General features: G+C 42.7%; 11 protein-coding genes. 5 read left to right on the top strand and 6 right to left on the bottom strand.

From position 1 onward, the window contains the following. Positions 1–123: 123 nt before the first annotated feature. The 3 genes from ACZ41C_RS04525 to ACZ41C_RS04515 are packed head-to-tail and all read right to left on the bottom strand — an operon-like array spanning position 124 to position 2,050. Positions 124–828, bottom strand: coding sequence for a DUF4386 domain-containing protein (locus ACZ41C_RS04525; RefSeq protein WP_464564658.1), 705 nt, complete (start codon positions 826–828; stop codon positions 124–126). Beyond that, positions 825–1,415, bottom strand: a complete 591-nt coding sequence (locus ACZ41C_RS04520; protein ID WP_464564656.1) for a hypothetical protein — start codon at positions 1,413–1,415, stop codon at positions 825–827. Before ACZ41C_RS04520 ends, ACZ41C_RS04525 begins: the two co-directional genes overlap by 4 nt. 29 nt (positions 1,416–1,444) lie before the next feature. Continuing rightward, the gene (locus tag ACZ41C_RS04515) at positions 1,445–2,050 is read right to left on the bottom strand and encodes a hypothetical protein (RefSeq protein WP_138257153.1); all 606 of its coding nucleotides are present in this window, start codon (positions 2,048–2,050) and stop codon (positions 1,445–1,447) included. Positions 2,051–2,302: 252 nt separating this feature from the next. Here ACZ41C_RS04515 and ACZ41C_RS04510 point away from each other — a divergent pair, with 252 nt between their 5' ends. Both ACZ41C_RS04510 and ACZ41C_RS04505 read left to right on the top strand, forming a co-directional pair. Then, complete coding sequence (locus ACZ41C_RS04510; RefSeq protein WP_464564654.1) at positions 2,303–4,345, top strand: helix-turn-helix domain-containing protein; 2,043 nt, start codon at positions 2,303–2,305, stop codon at positions 4,343–4,345. A gap of 90 nt (positions 4,346–4,435) precedes the next feature. Then, a complete protein-coding gene (locus ACZ41C_RS04505) occupies positions 4,436–7,561 on the top strand; it encodes a WD40/YVTN/BNR-like repeat-containing protein (RefSeq protein WP_464564652.1) in 3,126 nt (1,041 codons plus the stop codon). A gap of 5 nt (positions 7,562–7,566) precedes the next feature. Here ACZ41C_RS04505 and ACZ41C_RS04500 read toward each other — a convergent pair whose 3' ends face one another. Genes ACZ41C_RS04500 through ACZ41C_RS04490 form a run of 3 tightly spaced genes read right to left on the bottom strand, consistent with a single transcriptional unit; the run spans position 7,567 to position 12,181 of the window. Beyond that, positions 7,567–9,018 carry an aldo/keto reductase gene (locus tag ACZ41C_RS04500; protein WP_464564650.1) on the bottom strand — a complete coding sequence of 484 codons (1,452 nt, stop codon included), beginning with the start codon at positions 9,016–9,018 and terminating at the stop codon, positions 7,567–7,569. A 3-nt stretch (positions 9,019–9,021) separates the two neighbouring features. Continuing rightward, complete coding sequence (locus ACZ41C_RS04495) at positions 9,022–10,509, bottom strand: APC family permease (protein WP_464564648.1); 1,488 nt, start codon at positions 10,507–10,509, stop codon at positions 9,022–9,024. Positions 10,510–10,534: 25 nt separating this feature from the next. After that, on the bottom strand, positions 10,535–12,181 hold the full coding sequence (locus ACZ41C_RS04490) for a hypothetical protein (protein ID WP_464564646.1): 1,647 nt from the start codon (positions 12,179–12,181) through the stop codon (positions 10,535–10,537). Positions 12,182–12,524: 343 nt separating this feature from the next. Between ACZ41C_RS04490 and ACZ41C_RS04485 the strand changes: the two genes are divergently transcribed. Genes ACZ41C_RS04485 through ACZ41C_RS04475 form a run of 3 tightly spaced genes read left to right on the top strand, consistent with a single transcriptional unit; the run spans position 12,525 to position 18,669 of the window. Then, positions 12,525–13,424, top strand: coding sequence for a serine hydrolase (locus ACZ41C_RS04485; protein ID WP_464564644.1), 900 nt, complete (start codon positions 12,525–12,527; stop codon positions 13,422–13,424). A gap of 30 nt (positions 13,425–13,454) precedes the next feature. Then, a complete protein-coding gene (locus ACZ41C_RS04480) occupies positions 13,455–16,253 on the top strand; it encodes an Npt1/Npt2 family nucleotide transporter (RefSeq protein WP_464564642.1) in 2,799 nt (932 codons plus the stop codon). Further along, positions 16,240–18,669, top strand: coding sequence for a transglycosylase domain-containing protein (locus tag ACZ41C_RS04475; protein ID WP_464564640.1), 2,430 nt, complete (start codon positions 16,240–16,242; stop codon positions 18,667–18,669). The genes ACZ41C_RS04480 and ACZ41C_RS04475 overlap by 14 nt, the downstream gene beginning before the upstream one ends. Positions 18,670–18,684 lie beyond the last annotated feature (15 nt).

The following is an 18,684-nucleotide window of genomic DNA, read 5'->3' as shown; positions in this document are numbered from 1 at the left end:
AGAAAAGTACGGTTTTAGAACCGTAAATCTTTCATCCGAGAACTGATTTTTGTCGAATGTCACAATCTTTACTTAAAACTTTCAACCGTTTGTTTTTTAACCAATGTTATATGCCATTTTAGTTTAATTTTTCTCGTTGATTGGCCTTATTCCAAAAATTAGTAAATATCCTATCATCCAGAATTCTCCAATGGTTGCGGGTAGCATAAGAAATCTATTGAAGCTAAAATCAATTCCTGCGTAGCGTATAACAGTGCTAATCAGGTAGCCTCTACCACCTAAAATAAGAACTCTTCCTAACCAGATAGGCAACCTTTTTGACTTAATAACAATGTATCCCATTGGAAATAACCAAAGCCCAAAAAATAGACCACCAATTCCCCAAGCATTTGAAATCATATGTTGAAGTATCTGAATTAGTAGAACTTTGTCTTCCGTAATACTTATATCGGAATTTGCAATACCTATTGCTGAGGCTATTGAAATTGCACTTATCATTATGGCTACGGCATTCACCATGCCCCATATACCTAGCGTCCAAGCTTCCCATTCATAATTGTCCTTAAATAATTTGAAAAACCAAACAGCGGTGAGTGCCTGTGATAGTACGATAGCAAACTCTAACACTAACCTAATTCTTGCAGTCGATTCCAATGCTACCAAATTCGATAGCGTTTGTTCAGGATTACCGGATACGAATATTTGAGAATGAAAGACCATAAATCCTAGAATTCCTGTAATAGCCATCATTAAATACCATATACCGGTTGTTCTCGCTATCTTAATCATACGTGTTTGTTCATTATTTACAATCATTTTTGCTTTCATTTAGGTTTTGAGTATTCGATTAATTCCTCTACGTAGTGAAATTCACCTTGGTCTTGGGTTAGTTTTATGAAATTTTTCACGGCAGGAGCATACAACCAAACTTCTGTTTCATTTGCATTGTAACCCCTGGAATTGGTAGTCTTGCCAGAATATTTAATGGTGTATGCCATAAAAGTTCCGGCTTCCACTGTTTCTTCTTTGAATGATAGTACTTCGGCAGTTTGACTTTGATTTCCGGTAGTTCCATCCTGACTAGTCCAATTATTCTCATATTTCCACTTTTTGCCAATTTCAAGAGGCCAGTCGTACTTTGGTGTTTTACTGTCATCTGGTTTAGCAATTTCTGCAATTGGAATGGTATCTTTACCGATAGTCATTCCTAAAACTCCATCATAACTTACGACTACCCTTGTATCTGTTCCTTCTGAGCGTACTTCTCCTTCAGTAGTCACACCCTTGTATTTCCAGATCCATTTTTCACCTGCCGTATAATCAGCCGGTGTTGGTTGTTCGGTTTTTGTATTGTATTGGTCATTGCAGGCACTAAGAATCATTAATGCCAATGGTATTACAAATAGACTTTTCATTTTCTTTACTTTTTAAAACTCCTTATTAATTAAAACCAGCTAAAACCAATTCCCAAACTAAATTGCACAACCTCTCTGTCAATGTCATTGTTTAGCTTTACACCACCAACAAGCAGTTTGGATTGCACATTTAATGCAAATTTGTTTTTTCTGTAGACTTCATAACCCGTACTAACCATTGCCGCTATACCTGTATTCCAATCGTCATTAACATTTTCCTTGATATCGTAGAGAGCAGGAGAATCTATGGCTAAACCAGCGCCGCCATGTACCCACCATCTATCCTTTATCCAATACTGAACAGAAGGTATTATACCACCAAAGTCCCTATCATTTTCATCAAGCGTGTAAATCATTCCAGGTAAAGAAATGGTAATCGCCAAACTATTATTCAACATGTAACCAAACTTTAATTCCGGAAAAGTACCACCACCTTGACTATCATCAAAGTTTCGGAGTCCACCACTATCTTCAATACTAATAACACCACCTCCAAGGCCAAATTCGAACATAAAGCCATCTCTGGTAAAATTGTTATGAGAAGCTGAATTCTTCTGAGCATAAGAAATTGTAGTAATTAAGGTAAGGGCAGTAATGGCCATTCTTAACATAATTTGTTTTTTGATTGTTTTCATGCATAAATTTTTAAAGGTTTTTATATGATTTCTTTGATATTACAAAGGTCGATGAGGCTGTGATGCAAGGTTTACTAGTTATGCGGAAGAACATATCAAGTTTCAGGAGGGTATAAAAACTATGGCGCAACGGTATAAAATATGACGCAATATGGTGTTTGGCCTGTGATGATAGGCGATTCAAGGAAATACCTTGGTTCCCTACATTTTTTCTAATTTAGGGGCAGTAAAAACAAGTATTTTATCCAATCTGTGAACAGGTCAACCTTTTTAGAAGAAGCAAGGGACATAATTCTCAAAAACCTATCTAATGAACAATTTGGGGTATCCGAACTGGCGGATGCCATGCACATGAGCAGGTCCAATTTGCTTCGGAAAATAAAAAAGGAAACCCAATTATCTGCAAGTCAATTTATACGTAAAATTAGATTGGAAGAGGCCATGAACTTGTTAAACGAATCCGATTCAACGGTATCCGAGGTTTCGTATCAAGTAGGTTTTGGAAGTACCTCATACTTTATAAAATGCTTTAGGGAACAGTATGGTTTTTCTCCAGGGGAAATACATAAGGAGACAGAGTTGTCCTTGCCCCCACAACAGGACACCGTTAGGCAACGGCTTTATTTTTGGCCGGTTATAGCTATTGTTGGAGTATTTCTAATCATGGCCGCTTATTTTTTTATTTCCAAAAAAGAGCCAAATCAAACGGTGATGTTGGAGAAATCCATTGCCGTGCTTCCCTTTAAAAATGAGAGTAGCGATTCTACCAACCTTTATTTTGTAAATGGGCTTATGGAATCTGCCTTGAACAATCTTCAAAAAATTGAGGATTTAAAGGTTATTAGCAGGACTTCCGTCGAAAAATATAGAAGAACCCAAAAAAATGTGCAGGAGATTGCCCAGGAACTTAATGTGAACTATTTGGTAGAGGGTAGTGGCCAAAGAGTTGGAAATACGATTTTGCTTCATATACAATTGATAGATGCAACAACGGATACCCCTATATGGTCTGAACAGTACAATCAAGAAGTGGTGGATATTTTTAGCCTACAGAATGATGTAGCCAAACGGATCGCAGATGCTATCAAAGCCGTGGTAACGCCCGCAGAGTTGGCCCAAATTGAAAAGAAACCCACAGATAACCTTGAGGCTTACGAGTATTACTTGAGAGCATTAGACCCTTACTATTTAAAGACCAAAGAAGGTCTGGAGGAGGCCATTCCCTTGTTTGAAAAGGCAGTTGAACATGACCCAACCTTTGCATTGGCCTACGCCAATTTGGCCATCTCCTATTATTTTCTGGATATCAATCGAAGGCAGAAAAACTACACGGAGCTCATCAACAATTATGCGGATAAAGCCCTTTTATACGATGCTAAAAACGATGTTAGCCTTATTGCCAAGGCTCTATATTATGTGCATACGGATGAATATAGGTTAGCTGTTCCCCATCTGGAAAAGGCGTTGGAATATAATCCCAATTCGGCTGATGTGGTTCAGGTTTTGTCTACTTTATACAACAGCTATATACCGGATACTGCCAAATATTTAAAATATGCCCTCATAGGTATCCAACTGGATATCGCTGCCAATGACTCTGTTGCCAAAAGTTATATTTACCTAACACTAAGTAATGCACTTGCACAAACAGGATTCATAAAAGAAGCTTCAAAATATATAGTCAAGTCCCTTGAATTTGATCCAAAGAACGCTTATGCCCCTTATTTAAAGGCTTATATTAAGTATGCCGAAAATGGTGATATGGAGCAAACCAAAAAAAGCTTGATAAAGGAACTGGAAAAGGATAGTACCCGTCTGGATATTCTACAGGAAGTGGCAAAGCTCCATTATTTTCAGAGGGATTATGAAGGTGCTTACCCTTATTATAAAGCCTTTGTTGAAGCCAGGAGTCAAAATAATCTAAAAATATACCCACAAGAAGACCTGAAGATTAGTTTAACGTATTCCAAGGTGGGAAAGGAAGAAAAGGCAAGGGAGTTTTATAATGCCTATGCCATTTATTGCGAACAAGATGTATCCATGTACAAAAGTGCCAGTATTGCTATGAAATATTCTTATGACGGAAGAATTGACGAAGCTATTGACGAACTTAAGAATTTTGCCACACAGGACCATTTTCAATATTGGATATTATTGTTTCTGGAAGAAGATCCGCTCATAGCCCCCCTTAAGACCCATCCAGAGTACGCTGAGACCATTCAAAAAATAAAGGAACGTTTTTGGGATAACCAGTCACAACTCAAAAAAACCTTAAAAAGCGAAGGTCTACTTTAGTTAAATCTGAAATCCTATTTTAGGAGATCAATAATGTGCATCTGAATTGTTTTGGATGATTTATTTTTGATTTTTAACTCAATAATTCCAATGGCCAACAAATCAATTTTTACGCTTCTTTTTTCTACTTTTTTTATAGTTACGTGCTTTGCCCAACAAATCGATTTTTCAAAACTACAGAACCTAAAAATTAGGAATGTGGGACCTGCAAATATGAGTGGCAGGATAACGGCCATTGATGTGGTAACTGAAAACCCAAATATCATGTATGTAGGTGCTGCCTCTGGTGGGGTATGGAAATCCGAGAATGGTGGTTCTGCATGGAGTCCAGTTTTTGATGAACAGCCCACACAGAACATTGGGGCCTTGGCCATACAGCAAAGCAATCCCAATGTGATTTGGGTAGGTACCGGCGAAGGAAATCCTAGAAATTCCATGAACTTGGGCATGGGAATTTTCAAAAGCGAGGACGGAGGAAAAAGTTGGAAGCATTTTGGACTGGAAGCTACCAAGACCATCCACAGGATTATCATTGACCCTAACGACCCAAATACTATCTATGTTGGTGCTATGGGAGACCCTTTTTCGGCCAATCCAAATAGGGGACTGTACAAAACAGTTGATGGCGGTGCCCATTGGGAAAAAATACTGTATACCAATGAAAAAACGGGCGTTGCGGACATGGTCATGGATCCAAGGAATCCCAAAAAATTGTTCGTGGCCTTGTACGAGCACGAACGCACCCCGTATTATTTTACATCGGGAGGGGAAGGTTCCGGACTTTTTGTGAGCGGGGACGCAGGAAAAAACTGGAGGAAATTGGTTGCCGATGCAGGCCTGCCTTCTGGCGATTTGGGACGAATCGGGCTGGCGATCGCCCCTTCCAACCCCAATAGGATGTATGCCAAGATAGAGGCGAAAAAAAATGCCATTTACCGCAGCGATGATGGAGGAGTGCATTGGGAAATCATCAATGATACGCCCAAATTCGCCAATAACCGACCTTTTTACTTTCAGGATTTGGCGGTGGATACAGAGGATGCAGATAGAGTCTATAATATTTATCAGCCCTTATCCGTCAGTTATGATGGTGCAGTGACTTTTGATACGATTCCCATGATTCCTGCCGACGAAACCAAGGGAATCCATGCCGATTTTCATGCCTTCTGGGTCAATCCCAAGGATGCAAAGCATTTTATCATTGGGGGCGATGGTGGTTTAGGTATTACGCATGACCATGGCAAAAGCTGGTATTTTCCGGAGACCATTCCCGTGGCACAGTTCTACCATGTAGGTGTGGATAACGACCGCCCCTATAATGTCTATGGTGGCATGCAGGACAATGGCAACTGGTCCGGACCGGCCTATACCTGGAAACGCGGGGGCATCCGTACCCTGTATTGGCAATATTTAGTGGGGGGCGATGGCTTTGACATTTCGCCCGATTTGGACAACTCCCGATTTGGCTACGGTTCCTCACAGAATGGAAATTTGTATCGGTACGATAAATTGACAGGCTATTACGTAAGCATTCAACCGCCCGGCCCCGATCTAAAAACTGAGCTGCGCTTTAATTGGAACGCTGGTTTTGCACGGGACCCGTTCAACCCCAATGCGGCCTACTACGGTTCCCAGTTCGTGCATTTTACTCCGGACAAAGGGTCCACTTGGAAGGTTGTCTCACCGGACCTGTCCACCAATAATCCGGCATACCAAAAAGGAGATTACGGCGGACTCACCCTGGATATTTCCGGGGCGGAACGCTATTCTTCTATTTTAACGATTGCCCCTAGTTCGCTGGACAAGCAATTGATTTGGGCAGGTACCGATGACGGTCAGGTGCAATTGACCACGGACGGTGGAAAGACATGGACCAATCTCACTTCCAATGTAACCGATTTGCCAGAAGAAGGGTGGATTGCACAGATTCAGGCATCGACCTATAACAAAGGAACCGCTTGGATGGTGGTGAACAATTATAGAAAGGGCGATTATGCGCCTTATCTTTTTAGGACCGATGATTTTGGAAAGACCTGGCAGCGAATGGCAAATGGAGATTCGGTTCGTGGATATGCCCTCACCGTTATCCAGGATGCGGTAGAACCCAATTTGGTTTTTCTGGGAACGGAGCACGGACTTTGGATCAGTGCCGATGAAGGCCAAACATGGGCACAGTTTAAAAACGGTTTTCCCTCAGTTTCCACCATGGATTTAAAAATTCAGGAAACGGAATCCGCCTTAATTGTAGGAACTTTTGGAAGGGCCATTTGGGTGCTGGACGATTTGTTGTCTTTACGTGAAATTGCCGGGAACAGATTGAAAGAGGGATTGACCGCCCTACCCATGAACGATGCCGTACAGGTCAAAGGACTATTTATAAATCCGCCCGGGAATATTTGGACCGGGTTCCACACCACTTTTGAGGGCGAGAACAAGGTCTTTCAAAAAACCGAAATCCCCTTTTACCTTTCGGAAGTACCCAAGCAGGGTGAAATAATTAAGGCCGATATTTTTGATCATCAAGGCAATAACATCAATTCGGTGGAAACCAAAGATTTCAAAGTTGGATTGAATTACGTGCTCTGGAAATTGGACGAAAAGTCAAGTTCCTTACCAGGTTCCTGGACGGACGATTTTTCCAGGGATATCCCCGTGCTGCCGGGAGACTATACCATCGTCTTGAAGTATGGAAATGTATCCGATACTACAAAAGTAAGGGTAATCTCTGATCCACGTTTCGATTTGGACGAGGAAGTAGACCGGCAGTTGTACAACTACAGAAAAGGGGCCGATGAGCAAGTAAAACGGATTTCAGGGAAACTTACATCCATTAATGAAAAGCAGAAAAAGGTGGAAAAGCTACTTAAGCTAGTCTCAGATGCATCGGGGAAATCGAACGCTTCCTTACAACGAAAAATCGACCGAATGAATACGGATTTAAAAGCCTTAAAAGCAAAAGGGCAGACCCCAAGACCGGAACGTCAGGTGGGGGCTTGGCAATCCTTTGAAATATCGGCCTATTCAAAAATTAGGGAAGTCCTACAGATCGCTGCCGCCCAGACCACGGAACCATCCAAACAGCATTGGGAGAACTTGGTGCAGGCAACCCAGTTGATTTCCGATTTTTCTGATGCCGTGGACGATTTTATGAATACCCAGTGGCAGGACTTTGCATCGGCAATCAAAAAATCCGATTTGGACTGGGAAATGGAATAGGTGTATTATTGGCTTAAAACCGCTTCGGCCTCAATTTCCACCATATAGCCTTTGCCCACCAATTTGGCCTCCACCAAGGTATTTGCCGGATTGATGTCTTTAAACCGCTCTCCATGCGCGCGGGCCACAGCTTCCCAATCGGATAACTCGTTCACAAAAATTCGGGTACGGATTACATCGTTCAACGAACCTCCAAAAGAGGAAATAGCTCCTTCAATTTTATCGATGATGAAATGGGTCTGAGCCGCTGGATCGTTCCCGCCAATCATTAGATTTCCATGGGTGGCGGTCGTCCCAGAAACATGGATCCTGTTATCCACTTTTACGGCCCTGCAGTATCCGGCGTAATCCTCCCATTCCGTACCGCTAAAAATCTGTTCGCGATTGTGTCCGGTTTTTATCGGCGTAAACGCTTTTGGAATGGTTTCCAAGTGGTCGCTGAGGTCGCCTGATGCGGTCAAGAAGGGAGGCTTTCGGTACTCATCCCCACAGTCACCCGGAATCATTTGTAATTCCTCCAACGCATTTTTGATGTTTTCCATGTCGGAAGGGTCCAAGGTGATGTCCAACATGCTTCGGTTGTCCTGTATGTGTTCACTTTTACCCAATCGAGCTCCAACGATGACGGCGGCCACGGCCCGATTTTCAAGGATGTACCTCGTAGCGATATTGGCAATGGAGACCTTGTGTTTGTCCGCTACCTTGCGTACGGCTTTCAACACGTGCTGATAAGGTTCCCACCCCCCGGCGGCATCTATGAAGCGCTTGTACTTCATCTGTGACCAGGTATTCAATTCCGCATGTTTGGGCTCCGGTTTGCCTAACCAGGCATCGGTCAAAAATCCGCCCGCCAAAGTACCAAACGCCAATAGTTTTACATTGTATTGGCTACAGACCGCGGACATGTTTCCTCGGGCACGTTGGTCTATCAAGGAATGACATACCTGATTGCTCACAATGGGAATACCGCTGGCCAGGGCAATGCGCAAATGGGCCGCATCAAAATTGGTAACGCCTAAATGTTTTATGAGCCCTTCGTCCTTTAGTTCCTTCAAATAGATTAACCCGTCCAACCAACTGGGATTTGGATAGTACCATGCATGAAATTGCATGAGGTCAATGGAAGTCTGCTGCATCCTTTCCAGGGCCGTATTGACCGCTTCACGGACAGCCGCTCGGGTAATCTTCCCCGGTTTGGGTACCCATTTGGTAAAAAGTTGAACAGCGTTTTTATCTGTAAGGTTGTTTTTAAAAGTACCTGCAATGATTTCGCTGGAGCCGTAATGGTCGGCCATATCAAAGGAAGTCAGTCCGGCATCCAGATACGGTTGCATGTATTTAGCCGTTTCCACGGGATCCAAGGTAGTTCCGTGCCGTTCCATATCGGCAATTTGCCAAAGTCCGGTCACTACACGTGAAATTTCCAGACCATCCGCTAACGCTATCGTTTTTTGCATGTTTTATTCTTCGGGAAGTTGTAAAAATCGTTCTTTCAAAAGGGGTTCATTTTTTTTCAGTCGGACCCAATTATAGACAAAGATAGCACTTGCCACGCCCATGACGATGCCCCAAATGGGGGTGGAGTGAAAATACCAAGCTTTGGTCTCCGCCATCATATCCTTATAGGTATGGATAATCAAAAAGGCCGATAGTGTAATAATGCCCATCCAGCCTATCAGAAGCTGCATCGTTCTATTTTTCAGGACACCAATTCGCTTTGCGATTTCAGGATTTAGTTTTCCGATGGAAACCAAAGTAATGCACATCAATAAAAAATTCACCATCATGGAAGTGACCATGATATCGATGCCCAAAAAGAAATCGCCCGCAAAATGGGAGCCCAAAACCCCGATGCTGGCCATGCCTCCTGCCGCCCAAAGGGCAATGTGCGGGGTTTGCTTTTTAGGGTGTATTTTGGAAACGGCCTTGGGAAAAATACCGTCCTTCGCCCATGCGAACATCAATCTGGAGACGGACAAAAGCATTGCCGGCAGGTCATTGATCAAGGCAATAGCCGCTCCGGCCAAAATGGCGATTCCCAGACCAGAGGGCAATACATAACTTAAAAGGCCCGGCGCGGAAATGTCCTTACCCATGGCTTCCTGGGCCACATAGCTCCAAGGAACGATATGGTATACCGATGCGGCGAACAAAAAGTAAAACAACCCCACACCAAAAATGGCTAGAAGAATGGCCGTGGGAAGGGATTTTGTCGGGTTTTTGGCCTCCCCACCTGCCTGGGCGATGGAGTCGAAACCGATAAAACTGGAGAATAATAGGGCTGCGGCCGATAGGAATATGCGCCAGTCAAAATCGGTATGCTCGGTCGGTTCAAAAGTTGTTCCCGTGTTGTTTTCAAGCGCTAGCAGGAAATCCGATGCATCATAAATCAAACCTGCAACGATGACAATTCCTCCCAAACCGAACATGAGGAACATCATAGGCAGGACAATGCGCTCGTAACTCTTAATGCCTTGGATGTTGATAGCTACAAAGGCCCAAATGAGACTCAAGGCGATGGTCACCCTGATCCATCCAATTTCCATACTTTGGGAGGTTCCTTCCCAACCCAAGGCCAAGGTGACATCCCTGATGAAGGGAACGGTGACATAGGCAATGACCCCAATGACAATCGAAAGCCCGAACCATTGCGAAAAACTGGCAATAAAACCTAGGTAAGGGTTGAGACCCCTGCTGGCGTAAATGTAGCTGCCACCGGCCCGTGGCATGGCCGAACCCAAAATTCCATATGCCAAAGCGGCAAACAATGCGGGTATGGCAGCAAAGGCAAAGGCTGGTAAAACGTAGGGCCCAATACCGGGAACATTTCGTTGGATCATAAAGGGCACCACGTTGATGGAAGCACCTAACATGGAACATACACCCGTGGCCGTAAGGGCCAATAGTCCCATTTGGCGGGCCAGTTTCTTTGGTTTGGCATTGAACATTACGATAGGAAATTTACAGTTATCGCTATTCTTGCCCTAAGTAATTTTCTACACCGGTCATTTGCCATCGGCCTAAGGAAATGGGAATACTTCCCACCGAATTCAATTCATCAAAGAAGGCGCGCATTTCAAAAGGTTCATTTTTGGCTTCTTTCATTCGGGCGTATTCGGCCATTGTATTTTCCAAGAGATATTTTCCGGTAATGTAGCTGGTGCCATAGCCAGGTTGCCGCAGGTAGAGATGCTGTTCAAAAAGCAACAATTCCTTTTCAGTCTTCATCCAGCCGCGTGGGGTATATTCAGAATGAATGCCCCCGGCCTCTTCCATGGTCATCATATTGGCATGGGCATACAGGGAACCAAGTCCTCTTGCGGCTCGTTGGGCTATCATAATATAAACGATTTCCCTAGAGCGAGGGGAATCGTCATACAGTCCCGCATCCATGAACATCTCCTCTACGGCCGTGGCCGTACCTTCGTTACGGGAGTCGAAAATATTGTACAAGAGGGGCGTTCGCCTGATTTCACTGGCATGCGGTTCAGTATCCATACGTGCCAGCTCGAACCAATGGTAAAAATGGGAGTATAGGGGCCGTTGGTCATAATGCGCCGTAATCCAGAAAAAGTTGCGGGTTTCCCGGGGTACAAAACCGCCAAGATGTGCATTTAATGCGGGTTCAAAATAATCCTTTACCGTGACCATTTCGTTTTTGTCCAGAAAATCCAGAAGGCTTTTTGCGGCAGCTTTGGCACGACGGTCGTATTCCTCGGGGGAATTGGCATCGGTCAATTTGGGTAGGTTTCTATTGCGATGCTCCTCGAGTTTTAAGGCCGACCAAGCTCGGGAAAGTTCCCGTTTTAAGATCATGACTTCATCTTCCCAGGTCAAAGGCACCAAATGCACGTTTTGTAGGTACCAGGTATAATTTTCCTTCCCAATACCGGATGGCCCGGTTTTGTTGGATGCCTCGGCCTCCAACCAACTTGCTAAATTGTTCGTAGAAGCAATGGCTTCTTCTATGGCCTTTACTATTTTTCGGTCCTTTGATATTCCGGGGAGCTCCTTCATATCTTCCAGGTTTTTGCTCTGGGTTTTAATATCGCGAATTCCGGCAATCCAAAGGTCCTTGGCATTCCCGGTCAGGTTAAGTTTGGCCTGTTCGTTCAAGGGCGGAATGACCGTTAGCTGCGCCAATAATTTGGTGCGTTGTTCCTTATCCAACGGAAAATTATAGGTCCAAAGATCTATGATGACGTGATGCGTTGGCCCTTCGTGTGCGGGAACATCGCTTCGTGCCGTCCAAATGGTGGCATAAAAGGCGGGGTCGCGCTGCCAGGGTTTCAAGATGCGATGGTTAAAGTCGTAGCCGTTCATCTCTGCGTTTACGATACGCCAATCTACTTGATCGGGTATGGACCAGCCTGTGGTATCCATCTCCTGCAACTTTTTATGTAGGGTTTGGAATGCCGGCCATCTTTTGTCAAAGGTTTCCTGGGTGTAATCCGGTGCGCCATCCCGCAAAGGAGGGTTTTCAAAGGTTCTCCACTCCTTAAAAAAAGCGGTCAAATCCTCGTATGAACTGCCGGAGTCTTGCGCATGTAAAGAGAGAACAAAAAATGTGGTTAGAAGTAGGAAGGAAAACTTCTTGTTGAAAATGACTGGGATTCTCATGATAGTGGGCATTTGATTGGTTTTAAAAGTCAAAATGAATCGCTTCACAAGATAAATGCAATTGAAATAAAATGGAAAGAACAAAGGAGATTTATTTGAGAGGGTTTGAATGGGAAAGTGAATCTGAATAATTAAGAGAATAGAAATATGGCAAAAAATAAAATTAAGTTTAAAGAATACCTCAAAAACGTTACAATTGACAATATTTAACAAATTGTACATAAATGGATTATATAATTTTACCTACTTTTTTATTGGTAAGATATATTAGATAACCAAATTTCAATGGCATGTCCTTAAGTCCTTGTTGTTCACACAGATTTATTGAATTCGAATTAACTTGATGAGAATAAGATTATTGACTTTCGTAATGGCTATTGGATGGAGTTGCAATGCTCTATCCCAACTTCCTATACAAACCTTGGAAAAGAGTATAAAACCACTTTATAAAATGGTGGATACATCATTGCAAAATAATCTAGAATACGAGCTTACCAAAAATAAGGATTGGGCACAACTCATCGATTCAAAAAAAATGGCGGTTGGTATCGTTGACCTAAGTAATCCTGAAGATATACGATTTGCCAGGGTCAATGGTACCCATATGATGTACGCGGCGAGCTTGCCAAAGATTGCCATATTGTTGGCTTCAATGGACGCCATTGAAAAAGGGGAATTGAATGAAACTATCGAAGTTAAAAAAGATATGCGCCTGATGATCAGTAAATCTGATAATGCGGCCTCTACCCGAATGATTGACCGTTTGGGTTATGACAAAATCGAAGAGGTTATGACGGATTCCAAATATGCCTTTTATGACGAGGAGACTGGAGGCGGTCTCTGGGTAGGAAAGCGTTATGGCGGCGGCGGTGATACGCATCGTGAACCGTTAAAGAACTTAAGCCACGCCGCGTCAGTATCACAAGTATGCCGGTTCTACTATCTTTTGGCCCACGGTAAATTGGTCAATGAAAGACGTTCAAAACAGATGCTTGACATTATGGAAAACCCTGAACTGCACCACAAGTTTGTCAATACATTAGATCAGATTGCACCAAATGCCAGACTTTTCCGAAAGTCAGGTTCTTGGAAAACCTACCACTCCGATTCTGTTTTGGTTTGGGGCAAGGACCCTGAAAGGCGTTATATATTAGTTGCCTTGATTGACGACGCCAATGGGGAACAGATTATCCGAGACTTGGTCAAACCTGTGGAGAAAGTATTGAAAAAGCCCGTTATTTGATAAAGTCGAACAAGTAACCAACATTTACGAATGGTCCAAAAATTTATTTCGGACTTCTTTGATATTCGCAGGGGGGAATTGCGCATTTCTATTTTTATGTTCTGCTACATATTTATCGTTGTAGCGGTACTTTTAGTGCTAAAACCAACGGTAAGTGCACTTTTCCTTTCAGAACTTGGTCCAGAGCAGCTCCCGTTCGGTTATCTATTGGTTGCCATAGGAGCCATTCTGAGTTCGTTGTGGTACTCGCAATTACTTTCAAGATACAGACTAAAAACTATCATTCGATACACACTTGTTTTTTCAAGTTTGGTGTTGATTTCCGCAGGAATTTTTGTGTTTTTGGATATTTTAAAAGGATGGATGCTTTACATCGTCTATACCTGGGTAGCCATCTATGGAGTTTTGGCGGCCTCCCAATTTTGGGTATTGGCAAACTTGGTTTTCAATGTGAGGGACGCCAAAAGGTTGTTTGGATTTATCGGTTCTGGAGCCATCATGGGCGGCCTTTTTGGCGGTTACCTGACTTCGTTATTGGCCCCATGGTTTGGAAATGGTACCATGATGCTCCTAGCGGCCTTTTTACTACTTCTGTTGCTCCCACTACTACAAAGAATCTGGAGCTTTCGCGTCACGAAATTAAATGAATTCAAAAAGAGCAAAACGTATCCGACAATCTCGGAAAAACCTTTTCAGCTGGTGAAAAAGGAACCACATTTAAGAAATCTTGCCATGCTTGTGGGTATAAGCGTTTTGGTCGCCAAACTAGTCGATTACCTGTTCAGCGATTATGCCGCCGATGCCATTTCCGACCCCGATGAACTGTCCTCTTTTTTTGGGTTTTGGTTCTCGACCTTTAATCTGGTCTCTTTAGCGTTACAGTTATTTCTAACACAGCGTATTGTTGGTGTTTGGGGAGTTGGTTTTTCCCTACTATTGTTACCATTGGGGATCTTGCTTGGCAGCATATTTTTCCTTTTTCTGCCAGAGCTTTCAGCGGTTGTTGTCATTAAGGCTATGGACGGTGCTCTAAAACAATCGATAAACAAAAGTGCTTTTGAATTGCTGGCATTACCACTACCCTTTGAAATAAAAAATAGGACCAAATCATTCATTGATGTCGTCATCGATAGTTTGGCCACCGGTATTGCGGGAATTTTATTGGTGTTTTTGATAAAAGGTTTTGAGTGGCAAAGCTATCAGGTCACTTGGTTGGTTATCGCATTGGTGTTACTATGGGCCTATTTCATCTTTAGAGTCCGCAAAACTTATTATGAAACCTTCAGGGCCAACTTGAGGGGACAAACCAACGAAGAATTGGCAGCTCCAGTAGTCAAGCAGGTTTCCGTCTTGAAAGGTATGCGCAAGGTCTTTTCCGAAGGAAATGAAAATCAAATCCTTTTTATGCTGGATAAGCTGATGGAAATTAATGATAAACGTTTCGCCCCCGATGTTCGAAACCTCTTGGACCATCCTTCCAATAAGGTAAAGACATCGGCTATCAAAAATCTTTATTATTTGGATAGCGTATCCATGCCGTGGAACATGAACGAATTACTTTTTATCGGTGATGAGGATTTGAACTTGGCGGCTATGGATTTTTTGCTGTTGCACTCAAGAAACGAACCTGAGGCCATATTTTCATACTATCTTGACCATAAGGATAAAAATATCGCTGGTGCAGCACTTTTTTCTTTGGCTAGGGAGTCTATAAACAACCAAAGGATGCGAAACCGATATCATTTGGAAAGGCGTATTCAAAAAGCTGTGGAAGAATCGGATAAAAATTTGTCTCCTTATTTAATAAAGACCATAGGTATTGCCGGGTTGACAAAATTCCACTCCCTACTCACCCAAATCTTGAATGGCCATAATGTGGATTTACACATGGAAGCCATCGAAGCAATGGGGTTAAGCATGGAATCATCTTTTGTTCCCAATTTAGTGGAATTGCTTCCAAAAAAAATCTATCGAGGACCAGTAATAGCTTCCCTAAGGAATTATGGACTTGGAGTAATGCCAGTTTTGGTATGGATGGTAAAAGAACAAAAGGTAAGCTTGGAAGCGCGTAGGTTCATACCAAGGGTTATTGAAACGTTTGGCAACCAAGAATCCATACAGTATCTATTTCAATTGTTCAAGGACGTAGATCTTAGCGTTCGATTGGAAAGTATCCGTTCACTAAGTAACCTGCGTTCATCGCATCCTGAAATAAAGTTCAACCGTTTTGAAGTGGCTTCCAAGATTTATGAAGAGTGTAAACTTTTTCACCAGACCCTCAACGCGATGCATACCCAAATTATAATCTCGTACCGAAATCGTAAAAGGCCCCGGCAAGAAGTTCAGCAAAAGGAACGGGATGCCAGAACTTCACTTTTAGAATTGTTGGAACGGCGTCTGGATGCTGGTTTGGAGCGTATTTTTAAGTTATTGGGGCTTAAATATGCCCAAGAGGATATCCTATTGGCCTTTGAAAGATTGACAAGTAATGAAGAAGAGCTTCGATCCACTGCCATTGATTTTTTGGACAATCTGTTGACCGGAAGCCTCAAACAGCAGCTTTTTCCAATCATTGAAGAAGTAATGAGGGATTTTTCTTCCGAAGAGTCTATTCAGCGCATCAAACCAAAAATCCCCTCTGAAAAGGAATGTTTTGAACTGCTTTTGAATATGCCCGATTTAAAGGTGAAGTTGGCAGTACTTTATCTTATTGGAAAACAGGGTGATAAAAAATATTTGCCTATTTTGGAGCCTTTGTCAAAACAAAACGATTTAAAAATCAGGACTTTTGCGTTGAATGCCATTTCAGAGATAAATGCAGAAAACTAATCTTTTGCAACGAATGAAGGAACGGGTGGAACATATCAGCCACAGATTAATGATTCAGGTCATAATTTTGTTGCGAAAATCCAAAAAAATAATTTTAAGTTCCCTAAGATTTATTAGAAAGCACCCCATCAAATTTACCCTATACCTTTTTACATCTTGCCTTGGCGCTGTATTTTCATTTTTTCTGTTAACCTATTTTGGCGCATTTGGACATATCCCTACAAAACAAGAACTGAAAGCACTTCAGAATCCGGTAACTTCTACTATTTATGGTAAAGACGAACAGCCGATAGGTATATTTTTTTTTCAAAATAGGTCGAATATTGAGCGAGCCGAGCTAACAAATGAAATCATCAATGCCTTAGTAGCTACTGAGGACGTCCGTTTTTTTTCCCATGGCGGCATCGATTATAAAAGCTACGCCCGGGTTCTAATCAAGTCGGTTTTGCTAGGTCAAGATGCAGGGGGCGGCAGTACCATAACCCAACAGATTGCGAAGAATTTGTTCGGACGTAAAAAACAAAGGTTTTTGACCACTCCGATCAATAAGATGAGAGAGATCATAATTGCAAAACGACTGGAGACTATTTATACCAAGGATGAATTGGTATTGCTTTATTTCAACACGGTTTCTTTTGGTGAGAATCTATATGGCCTGGAAAAGGCGGCGCATCGGTTTTTCAATAAATCTACAACAGATCTTGATCTTTCGGAGAGTGCCACTTTGGTAGGTCTTTTAAAGGCACCAACGTTCTACAACCCGAGGAATCATCCCAAGAGAGCCGAAAAAAGAAGAAATATCGTTCTTGAGCAAATGATTAAATATGGTTATATCGACGATAGTTTAGCCAATTTGGCCAAAAAACCCCTAGCACTTAATTATCAGCCGCCTGTAAAACAATCCTCTTTTGCATCGTACTATAAAGAATTTATACGCCGAGAATTTAATAAATGGGCACTTGAAAATCCAAAAAGTAACGGTGGACAGTACGATGTAGAGTTGGATGGTCTAAAAATATATACCACGCTCAATCCCAATATACAGAGATACCTTGAAAATGCCATGACCCAACAAATGAAACGGTTGCAGGCCGATATGGATAGGGCTTGGACCAGTGCCACAGTTGAAGGGGGTAAAGAGGGTTTGGTAAAACGACTATTGGCCGACCATCCGCAGGTAAAAAAATTAAGGCAGCAGGGGAAGACCGAGGCTGAGTTGGATGAATTTGTAAATTCAATTCAAAATAGAAAGTACTGGGAGCTTGGCTTGGGATGGGTCGACGTGGACCAATCTTTAAAAGATTCCATAATCAAGGCGGTGACCAGATTGCATACGGGTATTTTGGCCTTGAACAGCGGAAGCGGCGAGATTATGGGCTATCTCGGGGGTATTGATTACGGCTTTTCGCAAAAAGACCATATTCAAGAACCGAAACAAGTGGGGTCGGTTTTTAAGCCCATTACTTATCTCGCTGCCCTGAACTCCCACGAAAATGCCTGTACGTTCTACGACAACATTTTAAGAAAATACTCCAAGTTTGAAGATTGGACACCAAGGAACGCAGACCACAGGTATGGGGGCAGTTATAGCATGCATGGCGCATTGGCAAATTCAATCAATACCGTTTCGGTCGAACTTCAGTTGAAAACGGGTAACCAAAATGTCATTGCGCTGGCCAAAAAAATGGGAATCGATACTGAAATACCAGATGTACCATCTATTGTTTTGGGTACGGCCGAAATTTCACTTTTTGAAATGGTTAAAGCCTATGCCTCCATATCAAATGGTGGGCGTTCGGTTACGCCCTATATCATTGAACGAATAGAACAGGAAGATGGTACGGTCCTTTTTACCGCAGATAAAAAAAATATAGGGAATCGGGTTTCCGCAACGGAAAATGTAAAAACGCTACAAAAAATGATGCTCGAGGTTACCCAAGAGGGCACGGGGAAAGGTTTTCAGGCATACGGGGTACCCTTTAACATAATCGGGAAAACAGGAACCACCCAGAACAACTCCGATGGTTGGTTCATTGGATGCTCACCGGAACTTGTAATCGGTTCTTGGGTGGGTACCTTGGACAAAAGGGTACAAATGGGCTATGGTTCCGGAGCAAGAACGGCCATGCCCATGGTCGCTTCCGCGTTTAGGAGTCTTAGTAGTTGGAAAAGACCCATGCTAACGAATTTTGAGTTTGATCAGGAACATTTTGGTTGCCCCTCGTACTCTGAGCTGGATGCAGCTTCTGCTATGGCACATTATTCTACGGATTCTGTTTATTTAAAAGAACTTTTTATAAAAGATTCGATTATTCAAGATTCAATCAATCGGAAGGTTTTCTTCGACAGTGTCGGTGGTCCGATAATTCAGCCGGACAGTCTAAAGCTGGAAACAATTGGCTCGGAACAGTTATAAATATACCAATAGCTG

The organism is Maribacter sp. C-4077 (genome assembly GCF_055378385.1).
This window is presented reverse-complemented; position numbering and strand designations above follow the sequence as displayed.